General features: G+C 55.8%; 18 protein-coding genes. 8 read left to right on the forward strand and 10 right to left on the reverse strand.

What is annotated here, in order from left to right:
• Nucleotides 1–211: 211 nt before the first annotated feature.
• Nucleotides 212–715 (forward strand): hypothetical protein, encoded by a 504-nt coding sequence (locus tag ACR0J0_RS23155; protein WP_480666344.1) that lies wholly within the window; start codon nucleotides 212–214, stop codon nucleotides 713–715.
• Between the two features lie 133 nt (nucleotides 716–848).
• Here ACR0J0_RS23155 and ACR0J0_RS23160 read toward each other — a convergent pair whose 3' ends face one another.
• From ACR0J0_RS23160 to ACR0J0_RS23190, 7 genes are read right to left on the reverse strand one after another with little or no spacing between them, the layout of a single operon-like run.
• A complete protein-coding gene (locus ACR0J0_RS23160; protein WP_480666345.1) occupies nucleotides 849–2,234 on the reverse strand; it encodes a M20 family metallopeptidase in 1,386 nt (461 codons plus the stop codon).
• A gap of 12 nt (nucleotides 2,235–2,246) precedes the next feature.
• Nucleotides 2,247–3,653, reverse strand: coding sequence for an amidohydrolase (locus tag ACR0J0_RS23165; protein ID WP_480666347.1), 1,407 nt, complete (start codon nucleotides 3,651–3,653; stop codon nucleotides 2,247–2,249).
• 20 nt (nucleotides 3,654–3,673) lie between these two features.
• Nucleotides 3,674–4,678, reverse strand: a complete 1,005-nt coding sequence (locus ACR0J0_RS23170; RefSeq protein ID WP_480666348.1) for an ABC transporter ATP-binding protein — start codon at nucleotides 4,676–4,678, stop codon at nucleotides 3,674–3,676.
• The gene (locus ACR0J0_RS23175; protein ID WP_480666349.1) at nucleotides 4,675–5,652 is read right to left on the reverse strand and encodes an ABC transporter ATP-binding protein; all 978 of its coding nucleotides are present in this window, start codon (nucleotides 5,650–5,652) and stop codon (nucleotides 4,675–4,677) included. Before ACR0J0_RS23175 ends, ACR0J0_RS23170 begins: the two co-directional genes overlap by 4 nt.
• Complete coding sequence (locus ACR0J0_RS23180) at nucleotides 5,649–6,572, reverse strand: ABC transporter permease (RefSeq protein ID WP_480666350.1); 924 nt, start codon at nucleotides 6,570–6,572, stop codon at nucleotides 5,649–5,651. The genes ACR0J0_RS23175 and ACR0J0_RS23180 overlap by 4 nt, the downstream gene beginning before the upstream one ends.
• Nucleotides 6,569–7,546: an ABC transporter permease gene (locus ACR0J0_RS23185; RefSeq protein ID WP_480666351.1), complete on the reverse strand. Its 978-nt coding sequence runs from the start codon at nucleotides 7,544–7,546 to the stop codon at nucleotides 6,569–6,571. The genes ACR0J0_RS23180 and ACR0J0_RS23185 overlap by 4 nt, the downstream gene beginning before the upstream one ends.
• 60 nt (nucleotides 7,547–7,606) lie before the next feature.
• Nucleotides 7,607–9,187, reverse strand: a complete 1,581-nt coding sequence (locus ACR0J0_RS23190; protein WP_480666352.1) for an ABC transporter substrate-binding protein — start codon at nucleotides 9,185–9,187, stop codon at nucleotides 7,607–7,609.
• A 181-nt stretch (nucleotides 9,188–9,368) separates the two neighbouring features.
• Here ACR0J0_RS23190 and ACR0J0_RS23195 point away from each other — a divergent pair, with 181 nt between their 5' ends.
• The gene (locus tag ACR0J0_RS23195) at nucleotides 9,369–10,280 is read left to right on the forward strand and encodes a LysR family transcriptional regulator (protein WP_480666353.1); all 912 of its coding nucleotides are present in this window, start codon (nucleotides 9,369–9,371) and stop codon (nucleotides 10,278–10,280) included.
• On the opposite strand, the gene ACR0J0_RS23200 is transcribed toward ACR0J0_RS23195, so the two are convergent.
• A complete protein-coding gene (locus tag ACR0J0_RS23200; protein ID WP_480666354.1) occupies nucleotides 10,277–11,818 on the reverse strand; it encodes a M81 family metallopeptidase in 1,542 nt (513 codons plus the stop codon). The genes ACR0J0_RS23195 and ACR0J0_RS23200 overlap by 4 nt on opposite strands.
• Before the next feature lie 151 nt (nucleotides 11,819–11,969).
• On the opposite strand from ACR0J0_RS23200, the gene ACR0J0_RS23205 reads away from it, so the two are divergent.
• Complete coding sequence (locus tag ACR0J0_RS23205; RefSeq protein ID WP_480666355.1) at nucleotides 11,970–12,470, forward strand: RES family NAD+ phosphorylase; 501 nt, start codon at nucleotides 11,970–11,972, stop codon at nucleotides 12,468–12,470.
• Nucleotides 12,471–12,571: 101 nt separating this feature from the next.
• Here the strand turns inward: ACR0J0_RS23205 and ACR0J0_RS23210 are convergent, their stop codons facing one another.
• Entirely contained in the window at nucleotides 12,572–13,135 is a 564-nt protein-coding gene (locus ACR0J0_RS23210; protein WP_480666356.1) for a TetR/AcrR family transcriptional regulator, read from the reverse strand.
• Between the two features lie 78 nt (nucleotides 13,136–13,213).
• On the opposite strand from ACR0J0_RS23210, the gene ACR0J0_RS23215 reads away from it, so the two are divergent.
• From ACR0J0_RS23215 to ACR0J0_RS23235, 5 genes are all read left to right on the forward strand, one after another.
• Nucleotides 13,214–14,095 (forward strand): oxidoreductase, encoded by an 882-nt coding sequence (locus ACR0J0_RS23215; RefSeq protein WP_480666357.1) that lies wholly within the window; start codon nucleotides 13,214–13,216, stop codon nucleotides 14,093–14,095.
• Nucleotides 14,096–14,116: 21 nt separating this feature from the next.
• The gene (locus tag ACR0J0_RS23220) at nucleotides 14,117–14,560 is read left to right on the forward strand and encodes a hypothetical protein (protein WP_480666358.1); all 444 of its coding nucleotides are present in this window, start codon (nucleotides 14,117–14,119) and stop codon (nucleotides 14,558–14,560) included.
• 21 nt (nucleotides 14,561–14,581) lie between these two features.
• Nucleotides 14,582–14,740 carry a hypothetical protein gene (locus ACR0J0_RS23225; protein ID WP_480666359.1) on the forward strand — a complete coding sequence of 53 codons (159 nt, stop codon included), beginning with the start codon at nucleotides 14,582–14,584 and terminating at the stop codon, nucleotides 14,738–14,740.
• A gap of 990 nt (nucleotides 14,741–15,730) precedes the next feature.
• Nucleotides 15,731–16,480: a plasmid partitioning protein RepB C-terminal domain-containing protein gene (locus ACR0J0_RS23230; protein ID WP_480666360.1), complete on the forward strand. Its 750-nt coding sequence runs from the start codon at nucleotides 15,731–15,733 to the stop codon at nucleotides 16,478–16,480.
• Nucleotides 16,481–16,610: 130 nt separating this feature from the next.
• Nucleotides 16,611–16,856, forward strand: coding sequence for a hypothetical protein (locus ACR0J0_RS23235; RefSeq protein WP_480666361.1), 246 nt, complete (start codon nucleotides 16,611–16,613; stop codon nucleotides 16,854–16,856).
• 348 nt (nucleotides 16,857–17,204) lie between these two features.
• On the opposite strand, the gene ACR0J0_RS23240 is transcribed toward ACR0J0_RS23235, so the two are convergent.
• On the reverse strand, nucleotides 17,205–17,587 hold a 383-nt coding region (locus ACR0J0_RS23240), incomplete at its 5' end, for a hypothetical protein (RefSeq protein ID WP_480666362.1).

Below are 17,587 nucleotides of genomic sequence, written 5' to 3' on the forward strand. Positions count from 1 at the left end.
CGCAACCCGCTATGACCGCTGTCCCAAAGTACTCCTTTCTGCCATCGCGCTCGCAGCAACCGTCATCTATTGGTTATGAATCCTGACCCTAATCTCAGCGACAGGGCAAGGCAGGGCCGACGTGAAAGACAAAGACGATTCGAAAGCTCACCCAAATGATGGTGAAAGGCTCTTTAGATTGAGAACGAGTATGGGTCTCAAAAAGTAGGAGATGGCCAGCCTTGTTAGATGTACGGCAAGGACGATACATGCCTACGAAAATGCAATTACCGAAATGCCTTTGCATCTGCGTCGGCTTCTACGCAGTTTAAGCGGCCTTGATGTGAACCCATCCGACCCGGAGGAAGATCCTTATTTAATCACAGCCCAGTATCGTGAAATGCACAAGGCGGAAGAGCTGACTGAAACTCCCGACCAAAGCCCTTTACAAAGAAACCTGCTCGCGAGAATAAGGCGCCTTCGAGTTTCAAGTCGAGAAAGGTTAAGGAACGAGCTTACGCCTGCACGACGGGCAGTCGAGAACACGATCTTTACCGCCTACTTGACCGCAGCAGCTGTAATCGCAATCGAACTGTTTCAACGCTCGATCGGTGGTTGGCAAACGCATCAATTGTATCACGACATGTTGCTTGCAGGTTCTCTGCTGACCGCATTTCTTCTCGTACTACCCGCCTGGATGACAACCTCTTGGGGCACAAAAGCCAAAACGCCTTGAAATGTAGGGCGGACAGCTGACTTTCGCTGCATTTGCGATATCAACTCCCCCTATCCGTGAAAGCGGTCATTTACAGTCGGGAGTGCGATACCCGCCCGATCCAGGTACGGATGAAGTCCTTTGTGGTGCGGGATCAGAGCGGCCTGACAAGGTCGCCAATATCCCAAAAAAGCCCGGCCATTGCGCGCAATGCGTCACGCGAAACTGACTTTAACACGTGCTCGTTTGGCGCGTGCTGCGAACAGCCGCAATAGGAATGCGGCACCCAAACCGTTGGGAGGCCGAGCACATCGGAAAAGACCTCGTTGGGCAAGGAACCGGCGAGATTTGGCAGGACATGGGGTGGCTTCCCACACGTTTTTTCAAGCGAACGCGCGACAAAAGACACCCACGGATGGTTGGGCGACGTTCGCGTTGCATCAAAGAAGCTGCGGTCGTGAGACTTGATCTGAACGATCTCAAAACCTCTCGCATCAAGGTGGCGTCGAAGAGCGGGTAGGATATCGGACTGGTTAGTGCCAACAACGAAGCGGAGCTGGCAGGCGGCTATGGCAAATCCCGAGATCGCGTTGACTGGTGCCTCGGGGACACCGCTTTTCATTGCGAGGACCGCAAAACTGTTCCAGCCGAAGACGCGTTCGGCCGGTGTCAGACCTTCCTCTCCCCAATTTTCGTCAATCTTCGGACCGCCATCCCCGCCAACCGGCAAGTTGCGCAGGGCGTCCCGGATGTCTTCAGTCAGGCTGGTCGGCCGCCACTCTGGTATTTGGATTTGGCCCCGCACATCGGTGATCGTCGAGAGGGCTTGTGCAAGGATCATCGCGGGGTCGGCAAGCAAACCGCCCCAGTTGCCGGAATGATGCGCACCGTCTCGAAGGTCAACGATGAGGTCGAACGAATTGCCGCCCCTTGCCCCCATGAACAACGTAGGCGTGTCGGACTGAAGGCGCGGTCCGTCCGATGCGATCAAGACGTCGGCGGCTAGGTTGTCTTTGTGCTTGGCGCAAAACTCCGACAACCCCGGTGATCCCATTTCTTCGCCCATTTCAATGAGAATGCGCATGTTGAAACCGAGCGCTCCACGAGCCTCAATGACAGCGCTCAGCGCCGCCAAATTGATGAGATGCTGCCCCTTGTTGTCGGCGGTTCCCCGTCCATAGAGGCGGTCGCACTCGTCAACCAATCGAAATGGGTGAAGCCCGTCGCGCCATTGATCCGTTTGCGCGCGGATCACGTCGCCATGCCCATAGGACAGGATTGTCGGACGCGCGTCGTCCTCGATGCGATCCGCAACTAAAATCGGTCCGGCATCGTGCACAGGGTTCGGGTAGATTTCACAGGAGAACCCGAGTCTGCTCAGGCGCGGAACGAGGGCTTCCTCAAGGTAGCGCGGAAGCTCCGCGGCTTTTTCCTGTGTCTGGCTCTCCGTCTCATGGGCAACCAGTTCGCTAAGTTCTGTTGCAAATTGACCGGCGTCGAAAAACTGGGCGGCGTTGTCTATTGCAGAGGCGCGGGTCACGGTTGTTTTGCCTCAGACAGGTGGACGCACGTCGTCCGGGATCGGACAAGTGTAAGGTGTTTCGCCCAGATGGTCTTGATGCGTCGCACGTGCAGCTTCGATGCGCGAGGGATCCTCAACCAGTCGACACGCTGTCGCGGCCATTGCTTTTGCCGCGTAGACCATGCCTTTGTGAGCCGCGGGCGCCTTGCCTTGTGCCACTGTTTGCCACGTATGAAACGGCGTTCCTATTGCACAGGTCGCAACTCGTGCCTGAACGGTTGGGACTGCCCAACTCACATCCCCCACATCTGTTGAGCCTTCGCCACCATCGCTGTGGCGATCAAGAGGTGCGATGAAGTCGCATAGTGCGAGATCCTTTTTCGGCTTGGCTCCGATCCGCTTGAAGGTCGTGTTGATGTCAGCCTTGGTCAATGTAGTCTGAATCTCGCGGGCAAAGCTGAGGTCTGCCTCGTCAAAGGCGACGGGTCCGAGTTTCTCTAGCTCGTGCTGCATGGTTTCTTCCAAAGGACGGTTGCCAAGCAGGTTTGAAACGCCGGAAAAAACCTGGCTGGTAACTTGCGTTCCTGTCATCAGCGCCGCGCCGTCCGCGATCTTTCGGACGCGCGTAACCAAATCGGCGAGGTCCGGTAGCGAGCTGGCACGGACGAGTTGGCGCACTGTGGCCTTGGCCTGCACCACATTCGGCGCAACGCCACCTGCGTCGAGATAGGCGTAGTGCACCCGGGCGCTGTCGGGCATGTGCTCGCGCAGATAATTCACGCCGATGTTCATCAGTTCAACCGCATCAAGCGCGGACCGGCCTAATTCAGGCGCGCCAGCAGCATGGGCAGCTTTTCCATGAAAAGTGAAATCGATCCGGGTGTTCGCGAGCGATCTGGCCTCATTCACGCCTGTGAAGGTCGCTGGATGCCAGGAGATGGCCGCGTCGACATCATCGAACAGTCCTTCGCGCACCATGTACGTCTTGGCCGCGCCCCCTTCTTCAGCCGGACAGCCATAGTACCGCACGCGCCCCTTGATGCCGTTTTCGGCCAGCCAGTCTTTCACAGCCGTCGCGGCCAAGAGTGCGGCAGCGCCCAGCAGATTGTGACCACACCCATGCCCGTTGCCGCCCTCTTCAATCGGCTGATGTTCAGCCACACCTGGCGCCTGGCTCAGATATGGCAGCGCATCGAACTCGCCGAGGATGGCGATCACCGGCCCCTCGTCTCCCGCTTCGCCAATCACGGCCGTAGGAATGCCAGCTGCATTCTCTGTTATCTTGAACCCCTGAGCGCGTAACATTTGCACATGCTCAGCGACGGACTTGTACTCGGCGTAAAGCGTCTCGGGCGTGTCAAAGACGCGGTCTGACAATGCGATAAAATCATCACGATGGCGGTCAACGTGGTCCCAGATCGGATCGGCGTTTTTCAAGGGGCTCTCCAGCTTCTCGTTCAAACGGTTTCGGCGTGTTCCAGCAGGCAGGCTGTTTCGCGCCCGCCGCGCCCGGCTTTCAGTTCAGGAACGGTGGTGCGGCACTCAGCTGTCGCCACCGGGCAACGCGGATGAAAAGTACATCCAGATGGCGGATCGAGCGGCGACGGAATTTCCCCCTCAATCGGGGCAAACTCACGCCGGCGCTGATCAAGGCGCGGAGCCTCTGCAAGCAGCGCTTTCGTGTAGGGATGGCGTGGGTTAGAAAAAATTTCCTCAGTCGAGGCGCTCTCGACAATGCGGCCCAGATACATTATCGCCACGCGGTCGGCGATGTGTTCGACGACGCTCAGGTCATGGCTGATGAACAGATAGGTCAGGCCCAGCTCCTCGCGCAGATCCATGAACAAGTTGATGACCTGCGCCTGGATCGATACGTCCAGCGCAGCGATGGCTTCGTCGCAGACAAGGAACTTCGGCTTCACGGCGAGCGCACGGGCGATCCCGATCCGCTGCCTTTGCCCGCCGGAAAACTGATGCGCGTAACGCCGCTTAAGCGACGGGTCGAGGCCGACCTTGCGCATAACGTCGTCTACGTAGTCCGCACTCTCTGTCTTGCTGACGATCCCATGCATACGCGGTGCTTCGCCGATGATATCTTCGACGCGCATACGCGGATTTAGGCTGGCAAAGGGGTCCTGAAAGATCATCTGAATTGCGAGGGTCGCCGCGCGTTTGTCGGCGCCGTTCAACGTCGCAACATCTTTGCCTTCGTAGAACATCTGTCCGTCACTTGCAGGGTGAATGCCGGCAACAACACGTCCCAAAGTGGACTTGCCGCAGCCGGATTCGCCGACCAATCCCAGAACCTCACCCTTTTGAATCGACAGGTTCACGTTATCGACAGCATGGACCGTTTCTTCCCGGATATTCGCGCCAAGTCGCTGCGCGATTTTCCCCGCGACGTCCAAACGCTTAGTGAAGCGCTTGGAAACGCCGCGGATTTCGACGAGCGGTTCTGTCATGATGCCTTCTCCTCCGCGCGTTGCGGGTTGAAACAGCGAAGGCGGCGACCGTCTACGTCCTCTATCGGGGGTCGCTTGGAACACGCTGCCGTTCGGGCCTGACAACGCGGGCCAAAGGCGCATCCTTCAGGCAGGGCGAGCATGTTTGGCGTCATCCCTTCGATCTGGAACAATCGTTGCCCGCGCCGGTTCGCCGTCGGAACCGATCCGAGGAGCCCAACCGTATAGGGATGCAACGGACGGTCGATAACATCGTCGATACCGCCTTGCTCAACGATCCGTCCGGCATACATGACCGAAATCCGGTCCGCGAGCCCTGCAACAACGGCTAGGTCATGCGTGATCCAGATCATGGCGGTACCTGTGCGTTTCGTCAGCTTCTGCGCCTCGTGGATGATCTGCGCCTGAATTGTCACGTCGAGTGCGGTTGTCGGCTCGTCGGCAATGATGAGGTCCGGCTGGTTCAGGAAAGCTGTCGCAATCGCCACGCGCTGCCGCATCCCACCGGAAAGCTGATGCGGATAGGCCTGCAAACGTTCTTCCGGCGATGGGATGCCGACCAAACCAAGCGCATCGCGGCTTCTTTCCCAGGCTGTTTGGCGGCTGACGTTTTCATGGGCGAGAATGGCTTCGATCATCTGTGTATCGACGCGCAGGACCGGGTTGAGCGTCATCATCGGATCCTGAAAGATCATCGAGATCCGGTTGCCACGCAAGGCCTTAAGTCGCTCTTCCGGCGCGTTCGCGATCTCTTCACCGTTGAATCGTATTGACCCTTTGACGATGCGCCCGGGGGGATCGATCAGCCCGAGGATGGAAAACCCGGTGATCGACTTGCCTGACCCGGACTCACCCACCAGCCCCATGACCTCGCCTTTGGAAACGGTGAAGTCCACACCGTCCACGGCCTTGACCGCACCCGCGTGTGTGAAGAAGTGGGTCTTCAGCCCGCTGACTTCGAGTACTGCCGTCATTTCTTCAACCTCGGGTTCAAAACATCGCGCAAATGGTCGCCCACAAGGTTGATGGACACGACCGTCAGCAAGAGCGCGACGCCGGGGAAAACGGATATCCAGTAGCGCCCGGATAGCATGTACTCGAAGCCATTAGCGATCAGCACCCCAATCGACGGTTCAGTCTGTGGAAGGCCTACGCCAAGGAACGAAAGCGTCGCTTCCAATGAGATCGCGCTGGCGGTTTGCACCGTGCCGACGACGATCAGAGGAGCCATGCAATTCGGAAGGATATGGCGAAAGACGATCCGGGATCGCGATATTCCAAGGCATTGCGCGGCTTCGACATACTCCTTGCCACGCTCGACAAGCGCGGTCGCGCGAACCGTGCGGGCGTAGTAGGCCCATTGCGCGATCACGAGGGCGAGGATGATCTTGTCGACGCCCTTACCAAGTGCCGCAATCATCATCAGCGCAACCAGCGATGCCGGGAACGACAGTTGAAGATCCACGATGCGCATGATGAACGCTTCGGTCCGGCCACCGGCGTAGGCCGCGACCAGACCGATCGCCATACCGATCAGAAGGGCAATCACTCCAGATGCAAGCCCAACGGTCAGAGAAATACGCAAGCCATAGAGAATTGCCGAGTAGAGATCGCGTCCAGACCCGTCCGAACCGAGCCACATCGTGTATCCGTCGAATGCTTCGGAACCCGGAGGCAAGCGCCCATCCATGACGCTGACCTGACCAAGATCGTAGGGGTTCTGCGGCGTGATCCAGGGTGCCAGGATGGCCAGCAGAACGATGATCAGGAATATGCCAAGCGCCGCTGTCGCGATCCTGCTTTCGAAGAACTCGGCCCGAAAACGCTGGAACGGCGTCTCGACTTTAGGGGACTTGGCGGGGGTCAGCGAATGATCTGTGACGGTGTCGGTCATGCGCCCTGATCCTGCAAACGAACCCTCGGATCGAGGATTGAGTAGAGTATGTCGACGATCAGATTGATCAGCACGAAGAACAGTACGATGATCATCAGATAGGCGACGACGACGGGCCGATCCAATTGCAGTATTGCGTCGATTAGCAGTTTGCCCATTCCGGGCCATGCGAAGATTGATTCAGTCACCACCGAGAACCCAATCAAACTGCCGAATTCGAGGCCCATGACGGTCACAACCGGGATCATGATGTTCTTCATCACATGCACCAGAATGATGCGTCGGGTCGAAAGCCCTTTGGCCCGAGCGTACTTCACGTAATCCTGCCCCATCGCTTCACGGACACCTGCTCGGGTAAGGCGGATTGCCAGTGAAATCTTAAGAAGTGCCAGGTTGAGAGCAGGCAGGAAGATGTGGCTCAACCCGTCGAGCGTAAAAAGGCTGCTGTGAATCCCAAGAAACGAGCCGATATCGCCGCGCCCTGTCGCTGGGAGCCATCTAAGTTCTACGGCAAACAGCATGATGAGCATAAGCCCGACCCAGAAGGTCGGCAGTGAGAAACCGAGAATCGAGCCAGCCATGATGCCCTTGGACACCGGGCTATCAGGATAGAGCCCGGCATAAAGCCCCAATGGAATACCAATCACGATGGCAAGAAAGAGTGCACTGAACGCCAGTTCCATCGTAGCTGGCATATGGTGCAGGATCAGTTTGAGCGCGGGCTCACCGAAGACGAAGCTATCGCCGAGGTCGCCCTGTGCCGCACCTTTGAGGAACAACCAGTACTGTTCCCAAATAGGCCGATCCAATCCAAGCCGTCGAATGGCAGCTTCGATGTCAGCCTGATCCGCGTCGGGGCTGACTAGCATGTAGACCGGGTCACCAACGATGTTGACGCCAAAAAAGACAATCACCGACATCAGGAAGACAACAAGCATTGCTTGCAGCAATCGGCGAATGACGAAAACGGTCATGAGGACATTCCTTGGGCAAAGGCTCCGGGCCGCTGCGAAGGCGGCCCGGATGCATTGCGGTTACTCTTTCACGACGCCTGTCGCGAGAGTGTACTCGTCGGTCCGAGGGATGTAGCTCAGACCTTTTTTGGCCGCCCAGGTGTTGACCTGGAAGTGAGTCGGAATGATCGCCACATTATCGATCGCGCGCTCTGTCGCCGCAGCGAGTAGTTCCTGTCGCTTGGCGTCATCGACTGTTCGCAGGGCTTCCTCGATCAACGCGTCGGTTTCGGCATCCGAGTGCCGGCCACGGTTCGATGATCCAAAGCCCGCATCCTTGTCATGCGTGTGGATCAGGGACTTGAGAGGCGAAGACGCTTCGCCAGACCCTGCGCCCCATCCGACGAGGATAAAGCTGAACTCCGGCAGACCCTCCGGGCTGCCTTTGGACGCGCGTCCGAAGTATACCGAACGCGGCATGGTTTCGACGGCTGTCTTGATGCCCACACGGGTCAACATTTGCGCAATTGCCTCGGCAATTTTGGCGTCGTTGATGTAGCGGTCATTCGGCCCATGGATTGTCATTTCAAATCCATCGGGATAACCGGCTTCAGCCAGAAGCGCTTTAGCACCATCCGGATCATAGGCCACCACGTCCAGATTGTCGGACACGCCAAAGAATCCCTCGGGCAGAAGCTGGCCGGCGGGCAGCGCAACCCCCTCCATGACACGCTCGACGATTGCATCGCGGTTGATCGCCATGCTGATCGCCTTGCGGACGCGGACATCCATGAGCGGGTTCTTGATATCGCCGCCACCGTTGGCCTTCACAAAGGGTGAATCCTCGCGGAATTGGTCCATGTGAAGATAGATCACTCGGTTGGACACGCCCTGGCTCAACTGGATATCATCGTTGCCCTGAAGTGTTGTGATATCGGTCGTCGGAACGCCCGATATCATGTCGACGTCACCGGCAAGAAGCGATGCGACACGGCTCGGACCGGACGTGATTGGGCGGAATTCCACCTCGGACCAGATCGGTGCATCACCCCAGTAGTCGTCGTTCCGTACCAGTACGATGCTTTCACCCGGCGTGTAACTTTGGAACTTGAACGGCCCTGTGCCAATGGCTGCCGTACCCGCGTTGAAGTCCTCCGTCGTTGCTTCGCAGCCCACTTCTGAGATCACAGGGATCGTGGAAATGTCATTGCCCATCAACGGATAAGGTGCGGTCGTTTTGAAGTGCACCGTGTAGTCATCGATCTTGACGACTTCCTTACCCTTTAGATAGGTGCCGTATCCCGATGGAGAGTTCGGTACGTCTGGCGCGCGCGCCATGGTGCAGACTACATCGTCTGCCGTAAAGTCGCTTCCATCGTGAAACTTAACGCCTTCACGCAGCTTGAATTCCCAAGTTAGTTCATCAATCGGCTCCCATGACACGGCAAGATCCGGCGATAGGCGCTGATTTTCATCCTGCGCGATCAGCCGGTCAAAGATGTGCACGGACATTGCGTTGTTCGGACCCAGGTTGTGAAAATGCGGATCGAGCGACGTCGGCTCCGAAGCGAGGCCGATCGTTAGTTTTTCGGCCGAAACAGCACCGGCGCCGAAAGCCAAAATGCTGACGGCGACGGCTGTCGCAGATGTGAGTTTCCTCATCAAAAAGACTCCCTGTTTGTTTGGCGCTTGTGAATGGGCGAATCTTTGGCCGATCCCGCGCCCTATTAAAAAAGGCTAGCTACCGCAAAAATCATTGCCAATACTTATTGCTATGCGACTTTGCATAGACCAATCCAAGAGTTTGGATGTTCAGCCGCTCGTACCGGGGGAGTAATGTAGCATGACGGAACACAGACACAGACTGCGCGAGTTCGAGTCGCTAAGAGCCGTGATCACGACTGGGACAACCATCGGCGCCGCGCGGCGTCTCGGGATTTCTCAGTCTGCCGTAAGTCGGTCCTTGTCGCAACTCGAGGCCCGAGTTGGACGGTCGCTGTTTCTCCGCCGGTCTGGACGAATTGACCCAACCGACGAAGCGTTGCGCCTCAACGAAAAACTGGACCCAATCTTCGAGACGCTTGCCGATATCGAGGGCGCAGAATGGGCTACTCCGGATAACGAGCCGTTGCGCCTGATCGTGCCGCCGACACTGGCGCATCACTTTGTCATCTCCAGGGTCGCCAGTTTTCTCAAGAAGAATGAAGGAAAGCAGCTTCAATTGGATATTCAGGCCACAGACGTGCTGGTCGCCGGCATTCTCGACCTCCGCTATGACCTTGGTTTGACGAGTGCGATGATCCAACGAACGGGTGTTCACCTAATGCCATGGCGCCGCAGTCAGGTGGTCTGCGCCATGCCGAACAACCATCCGCTATCGGAAAAACGAGTGGTAACGCCGCACGACCTAGAAGGCGTCGCGCTGATCGAGTTTCTGCGAAGGCTGGGGACGCGAGCGATCACCGAAAAGATCTTTGCGCGCGCCGGAATTCGTCCAAAACAAGTCGCCGAAACGGCAACGAACATGGCCGCTCTGGAGCTTGTCCGCGAGGGTTTGGGCGTGACGCTCATCAACCCGTTCCCATTGTTGTCGACGGGGATGGAAGGTGTTGTCGTCAGGCCATTTGACGCCGCCATCTTTTATGACACCAGCTTCGTTCTACCATCAGGCCGACCGCCTTCTCAGCTTGCCCGCCAGTTCATGCAATTTGTCAAGTTGACGACGCCGCATGACAAGTACTCAGAGCCCGTCTAGCGCAGCATCTTAGCCGACCACGAGGTGTCGACGTCCATCGGAAAGTTCGGTCGTGGCAAATTCGCAAACGGCCAGCGGTCGTGAACTGGCGACGTAAGTCCACCCGTGTCGACCTCAAATACCTGGTTTGGAGCAAACCAATTGGAGAAACCGGCCCGAAAATGACCTCGGGATTTCACAACAACGGTCCGGGCCGACGCAATATCCAGTCCGAACATGTGAAAGAACACGGGGTCGGCAGTCTGCGTGCGATCGGTTATCACAACCACGGTGATGCCGCCAATAAGTAGCGCGGCGGATGGCCCCGGGGCCAATCTCCGACCGGCCGTCATGCCCAGTTCACCAACCACATCGCCATTGTGGAGACCCAAGACCTCTGCATCCGCCTCAAAAGGCACATCCCATTGCGCCCAGGAAGCGTTCGGATCGCAAGACCGGTTGAATTGTGCCCTAAATTTGCCACCGACACCGATACGGTGGGCTTGGTTCGCAAGTTCCGGATCGCAAAAGGAACCGAACAGACATTCCTCGGCTTTTGCCGCGTGAAGAGCGGCTAACAGTTCTGTCGTCCTGCCACTGCCGCCGCCGCCAGGGTTATCGCCGGCATCGGAGAATATTACAGGTGCACGTGCTCGCTCGGAGGAGATCGAGATCGCGTCCGAGACAGATGAAAGTTGCCGGACAAAATCCGTTCTCAAAGACCAGGCCATGTCCGCCAGTTCCGTCGCCAATGCCTTGGCCGCGTTCTCGTCTTCACGCGCGGTGACAACGATGCTCAAACCGTTGTCAGGTGTGTCTGAGAAAAGGAAATTGCCGAAGATTGATACGTTGACGATCTCGCCTCGACTTTCGGCTTGTCGTCGCTGACCGTAGTCGATCAGCGTGCCATATGGGTGCTCGGCACTTAGCAGGGTCACGGATGCCGGAACAAGAGGCAGTTTGACATGCGCGGTTTGGGGCCGGACGCCCGACGCCAAAACTCGGCGCAGCGAAAAGGCGGCTTCCTCGCCACGTTCTATCTGATCGACGTGAGGATTGGTCCGATAGCCGACGATCAGATCGCAGGCATCGACCATCCGTTGTGAGATATTTGCATGCAGATCGAGTGTCGCAACGACAGGTACGTCCGGTCCGACAACTCTCCGAATGCGTGACATCAACAAACCGTCGGGGTCGTGGTCATGTTCAGCCACCATCGCGCCGTGATTGCAGATGTAGACTGCGTCAACAGGGCCAGCTGAGCGAAGCATGTCTTCCGAAGTCACTATGATCTCTTCGATCACGGTTTTTCGTACTGGACCTGCGGGATGGCTGGCTGCCAAGATACAGGGTACCGGCGTCCAGTCGCCCGTAGCATCCATCGCCCGGACAAAGGCTGCAAATTCTATTGCCAGCTTTGGTGTCGCGGATCTGGCTTCAGACATCAAAGCATCGCCTGAAAGCCATGTCAGAGACTTAAAGTCTGACAAATCAGCCGGGGGTGCAAAGCGATTTGACTCGAGAATTGCGCCAAGGAGGGCGATCTTTGGAGCCGTCATGCGAGAGGCCTTTGGAAATGCAACACAGTGAGAGGAAACATGAGTAAGTGATTTCAATCAAGATATCATGAGTCTTCTCTTTTCTAGGAAAACCCCTGCCGCCTTGCGTCTTTCCTATAACGCGACGCGCAAACGATCAGTGCCACCGGTTATGCTGACAGAAGTTTCAGGAGAATTCGTAAAGATTGTTTGGGCCGATGACCCAGACGTTCACCTCATGCGCGGCGCACCGGATCGCCCACCGGCCCGGTTCAATCGCCGGGGGCAGGACGCTTTGTATCTGAGCCCTGATGTCGAAAGCGCAAAAGTCGCTATTGGTCAGGACGTCAGGAAGGATGATCGCCCGCGGGTTGTGCTGACCTTCGAGGTGGAACGATGTGCGTTGTTCGATCTGCGCAGACCCGAAGCCGCAAATATTTATGCGCTCGCCAGTCAACCCTGGCGCAAACTCCTAGCTGCGGACGGAGAACCGTCCTCATGGCTCGCTGCTGATCGGTTCAGAACAGATGGGCATATCGGATTGATTGACCCTTCACGAAGGCGTCCGGGTCTTTGGCACATCACTTTATTTCGATGGAACGAGCCAGGCGCACCTGGCGTGTTTCGGCGTAGTGAAGTGAAGCCGGTTTCCGTCCTGCCGGATTATCGGTGACGTTTAGCTTTGCTTTTTGCCATCGCAGCGAATGGCGACTTTGCGGATGCGACCGCAGTAATGCTAAAGGCTGCTGACAATCCGTTATGGGCCGAGCTGGTCTAAAAGCTGTCGGTGACTTTCAACGCCGACACTCGCAAAGCGGACAATAATTCGAGTAAGTGTTTTTTACTCTTTGCGCTGTACTTGGCCGCTGTTGAGGAGCGCTGAATGAAGTCTGCGTACTGCTCAACAGTCAGATCGCAGCTTTCAATCGCACCTGAATACGGCTTCAGGACACGTATGATGATCTCGGTGTTTCGTTTTGCGCCGGCCTCCAACTCTTTCTGGCTTGTCGAGGTAACGCCAGCGATGATGTCCTCGGCGTTGGGCGATGACTGCAAGAAGTCATAATGCTCGATGACGGCGTATTTGAAGACCACATCAAGTTGCGCACCAAGGCCATCAGCTTTTCCAAGATCGCTCTCGATATCAAGAACGACCCTGTCTGCCAGCGAACGGATCGTGGCCCGTAACACCTCATCCTTGTTCGCGAATGCCTTGTAGAGCGTTTGCCGTGAAATCCCCGCTTCTTTGGCGATATCGTTCATGCCCGTGCGCTTCACGCCGTAGCGAAGAAAAAGCCGTTTCGCGGCTTCGAGGATGTAGTCGTGGCGTTCTTTCATGATTTACATATTGACAAATAGATGCCTTGTGTCAATATTGACAATCACCCATAATATGTCAGCTTGTCAGGATGCGAGATGCCCAAACAATCTGAAAAAGTCGCGATCGTCACCGGTGCAAACAATGGCATCGGGTTTGAAACAACGGTCGGGATGTCCGAAGCAGGTTTCCACGTCGTCATGGCGTGCCGCAGCCTTGAAAAAGCCGAAGCCGCCAAAGTAAACGTTCTCGCGCGGATCCCTTCTGCATCACTCGACATTCTCGTGCTGGACCTGAGCGATGTGACTTCTGTTCGTGCGTTCGCCGATGCATTCCGCAATAGGTACTCCAAGCTGGATGTGCTGATAAACAACGCGGGTATCTTGCTGTGCTCCGCTCAAACGAATGCACATGGCGTCGAGTTGCAGTTCGCAACCAACCACTTGGGCCACTTCCTGCTGACTGCGCTTCTGATCGACATGTTCCCGGACGACCCCGCATCGCGGATCGTCTCACTCTCCAGTATTGCCCACAAGAATGCGAACATTCACTTTGACGATCTGACATGTGACCAAGATGGCGGCGTTGCTTACGGTCAATCAAAGCTCGCCTGCCTATTGTTCGGCGACGAACTGGACCGTCGCCTTAAGGCTTCGGGCAAGCTACTGAAGTCGCTGACTGTGCATCCGGGCGGATCAGACTCCGGTCTGTTCAACGATTTGGACGAAGCAACGCGCGCTGTGATGAAGGCACAAGTCGAACAACTTCTGCACTCCAATGAAGACGCTGCGAAGCCGTCTCTGTCCGCCGCTTTGTCGGATCAAGTCAAAGGCGGCGAATACTACGGGCCTACTGGCCCAGAAGAGATGAGCGGGAAGACTGGAGTCGCGATCCGCAATCCAATTTGCGAAGACCACGATTTGGCCAAACGTTTGTGGCGTCTCTCGGAAGAGATGACCGGCCAGACATTTGCGATCTGAGGGATGGGGATGAACAGGTTCATGGATCGCTTCTCGCAGGGGTTCGAGTATCTGATCGTACTCGCCTCGGGTATCATGCTGGGCTGGGGTTTTCTCGGGTTTTTTGAATACTTCACCGGGCTGGCTCCGCTCATGCCATTGCAAAACGCAACGTTCCCACTGGGCATGCAAACCCTCCACTGGGTCCTGATCACCGCATCCGGTGCCACGTTTCTGGCCGGTTACGTCCTGCGCTGGAAATTCACTCCAATTGCCATGCTGGTCATGTTCACCGCGCTCGCCACCATGTGCGCTGTGCAAACCTTTGACATGTTGGAAAATCCGGATCGCTACCGGAACTTCGTCCAGGAATGCGTCAATTACATCATCATCTCGACCTACCTTTTTCGATCCAAGCGCAGGCGGGATCGTTTTGGGCGGATCACAATTCAGGGCGGGGATCGCGTCTCGCCACAGAACGCTTGAGACCGCAACGGAAGGACAGTCATGGAAACCGGATCATCGGAAAAAGTGAACCTCTCACATCACAAAATCCACACAGACATTTTAATCGATGCGCCGGCGGACTTGGTCTGGGCGGTTCTGACCGACACGGCAAACTACAAGGACTGGGCTGTGTTGACGGGGAAGACTCTTGGGTTCTGATGTCACATTCAAAACTGCTGCGCTTGGGTCTCGGGAGCTATTGTGCCCTCTGTGCAAAAAACTCAGTGCGGCAACGCAGGCAAGGGCCAAATATTGGGCAGTGTTGGCTGTAAGAGCCAGTACACTTTCCGAACCAAGAAGGATTGCGGGCCACAAATGACCGAGCTCAAAAAGAACGCCAGCCAAAACGGATAAAACAGAACTCAGCATCAGACCTTCGCCTCGTTACCAAACGACTAAGTGGTCCGTAGAGTATTCAGAGTTTTAACCGACCTTTCAGAAAGCTTAAACATTTGTAAGAATTTGTTTTTACGTTGACAAAAACTGGAAGCTTCGGCGCAAGTGGTTCATCAACAGTCCTTGCGAGTATTCAGACACCGGCTTTGGCTTAACGCTGAAACACTTGCTATGCCTTCTACGGATGAAGGCAAGCAAGTCGTTGGTCTATTGAAGAAAGTCGCTAGACTTCTGACGAATTATGCGATGGCACAACCAGCTAAGAAGCTGTTACGATCTGGTCAAGCTCTACAAAACGGTTGAGAAGCCTCTGCATTTTTTCAGGTAGAAGGACTTAATACGAAAGCATTAAATACTCTCAGACGGGAAGTGAACTGACTGAAGGTCTGATGCAAGCTGACATTAAGTAAACATATCGGACCCGATCACTCACGCGGCTGCAAAGTATAATTAATTGATCATCTGATAAATTTAGCCAGCGAAAAAGCTAACTTAGATTCCACGCCAAACAATCTGCAAAGCACTCCATAGCGTCGCCAAAATTCATCTGACGTTCATCAGCAGAATATCAGCGCTTCATCCGAGCGCGCTATCATATCCTACTGAGATAGAAAAACTTGGTTCTCCAGGAACAATCGTCGGTTAAAGGGATATCTTTGTTGTTGGATCGACGCGAGACGGCGACGTGCAGAAAAAGGACATTCGGCCAAACTTACTGTTCTTTCACTTTCGCCCTTATCCTAATGATCGGCATTGGTTTATCGAACAAGGCCACAGCACAGACAGCGAGTTTTCGCTCTGTCGATACAAATTCAGACGGCGTTCTCAGTTTCAACGAACTCGTGGCTGCATTCGGGGAAGCAGACACATGCGCGTTGTCTTGTCTCCACGGACGACGAAGCCTTCACCTACAACAAACGCATCTCTCGTCTCGCGACCATTCAAGAGCACAAGATGATCCTGAGAGCCCTCTCTCTTGGCGTACCGGAAGCCCGTTTGGCGAGCGCGCTTAATGTCAACATCAAGACCCTGAAGCAGAAACGCCAGCTTCTGGATGGTATCTGCGATGAGGCGGCGGAACTGCTGAAAGACAAACAAGTGGCTTTGACCGGGTTTCAGTTTCTGAAGAAAACGAAGCCGATCCGGCAGATTGAAGCGGCGCAACTGATGGTCGCCATGAACAAGTTCACGATCAATTATGCCCGATCGCTTCTGGCCGCGACCCCCGAGAGCCAGTTGGTGTCAGCGGCAACACCGAAAAAGATTAAAGGCATTTCACGCGAGCAGCTGGCGCTGATGGAGCGCGAGTCTGCCAACCTGGAACGGGAGGTCCGCCTTGTCGAAGACAGCTACGGCGCGGATCATCTCGATCTCGTCCTGACACGCGGGTACATCGCGAAACTGATGCGCAGCGAACAGATCACACGCTACCTGTCGCTGCACCATGACGCGTTCTTGCCCGCATTTGAAAAAATCACCGAGAACGAGGCCTTCACTTCATGATCTCTCGCGGCTGATTGAAACGGTTATTGGGGACCCGGACCCATCAAGCGCGGGGACCGCTGGAGACGCCGCACGGTGGGGCGGATCAAGCGCGGCGGTGGGAAGGACGGCGAACCCGTCGGAGCCCATCATGCCGGGCCAGACGCCCGGCAGGTTTCTCGATGGTCTGCGCGTGTTTCCCGATACAGAGGCACGCGCAGACAACTTTTGGCTAAAACGCTTCTCCATAACTAACAGCGAACATCACGGAGGCGGTTTCAATCGAAGCGATCTCTGGTTGAGTGGTGAGCTAATCATCAAGCCCAACGCCCATTACCTGCTAGCGGCCATTGATCCTGCATGCAAAGAAGGTTGGAAGAGAGCCCAAAGCGACTGATACTGCGCGACGCACGAACGGGCGTATTACCGCCATTGTTTATGGTTAGTACGGCTCACTGCCGACATCCAGCGGCAGGTCGCAATGCTGCGACCGCAGCCCGCGTTGCCGCCATTCGCTGCAGGAGCAAAGCCGAAGGCAACTCGAAATAACGATCTGCCTAACAAAGCAGAAGTGGCTGCTCAATACCGCGAGGTTCGCGTGAAAGCCATTGCGGCCATCTAAAAAGCTCCAAGCCCATTCTGATTTGAAGCGAACAACCCCGATCGTAAAGGTCCCACCTACTTCGATGCATCGTGTGTTGCCCTCAGCTCATTTAGCGGCAGTGTCGCCTCTAAATACCCATCTTTACTGTTCCTGACTCTTTTGACGAGCCTCCAATGCCATCTCGTCGAGAATACCGAAAGCCACTGGATAAAAATTCTCGAATAATTCGATCACCGCTGTTTCCTCCTCGGGATGATGTGTTCCCTCGGCATCAGTAAGCCGCCCCATTCGAAACACGATCTCGGTGCCTTCATCTACAGGGACTAACTCATAGGTCTCAAAATTAGTAAGACCCTCAATAGACGAATTGTGTAGAATATCAGTCACGTAATCGAATGGATGCCAGTCGACGATCAGCATCTGGAAGTGAGCGGCTTCATGAACGCAGTGCAGGCGGACGCCGGCGGACGTTCGCGACGCATCCCCTTCCCGATAGGCGTCCTTCAACATCATCCAACGCATCT

The sequence above is a fragment of the Ruegeria sp. BF12 genome, assembly GCF_056538705.1.

What these genes read in the sequence shown, in the direction of transcription:
- ACR0J0_RS23225 (WP_480666359.1), top strand. Translation starts at nt 14,582, where the DNA reads ATGGAAACCGGATCATCGGAAAAAGTGAACCTCTCACATCACAAAATC.
- ACR0J0_RS23190 (WP_480666352.1), bottom strand. Translation starts at nt 9,187, where the DNA reads ATGAGGAAACTCACATCTGCGACAGCCGTCGCCGTCAGCATTTTGGCT.
- ACR0J0_RS23185 (WP_480666351.1), bottom strand. Translation starts at nt 7,546, where the DNA reads ATGACCGTTTTCGTCATTCGCCGATTGCTGCAAGCAATGCTTGTTGTC.
- ACR0J0_RS23235 (WP_480666361.1), top strand. Translation starts at nt 16,611, where the DNA reads ATGCCGGGCCAGACGCCCGGCAGGTTTCTCGATGGTCTGCGCGTGTTT.
- ACR0J0_RS23180 (WP_480666350.1), bottom strand. Translation starts at nt 6,572, where the DNA reads ATGACCGACACCGTCACAGATCATTCGCTGACCCCCGCCAAGTCCCCT.
- ACR0J0_RS23200 (WP_480666354.1), bottom strand. Translation starts at nt 11,818, where the DNA reads ATGACGGCTCCAAAGATCGCCCTCCTTGGCGCAATTCTCGAGTCAAAT.
- ACR0J0_RS23170 (WP_480666348.1), bottom strand. Translation starts at nt 4,678, where the DNA reads ATGACAGAACCGCTCGTCGAAATCCGCGGCGTTTCCAAGCGCTTCACT.
- ACR0J0_RS23175 (WP_480666349.1), bottom strand. Translation starts at nt 5,652, where the DNA reads ATGACGGCAGTACTCGAAGTCAGCGGGCTGAAGACCCACTTCTTCACA.
- ACR0J0_RS23155 (WP_480666344.1), top strand. Translation starts at nt 212, where the DNA reads ATGGCCAGCCTTGTTAGATGTACGGCAAGGACGATACATGCCTACGAA.
- ACR0J0_RS23210 (WP_480666356.1), bottom strand. Translation starts at nt 13,135, where the DNA reads ATGAAAGAACGCCACGACTACATCCTCGAAGCCGCGAAACGGCTTTTT.
- ACR0J0_RS23215 (WP_480666357.1), top strand. Translation starts at nt 13,214, where the DNA reads ATGCCCAAACAATCTGAAAAAGTCGCGATCGTCACCGGTGCAAACAAT.
- ACR0J0_RS23205 (WP_480666355.1), top strand. Translation starts at nt 11,970, where the DNA reads ATGCTGACAGAAGTTTCAGGAGAATTCGTAAAGATTGTTTGGGCCGAT.
- ACR0J0_RS23195 (WP_480666353.1), top strand. Translation starts at nt 9,369, where the DNA reads ATGACGGAACACAGACACAGACTGCGCGAGTTCGAGTCGCTAAGAGCC.
- ACR0J0_RS23220 (WP_480666358.1), top strand. Translation starts at nt 14,117, where the DNA reads ATGGATCGCTTCTCGCAGGGGTTCGAGTATCTGATCGTACTCGCCTCG.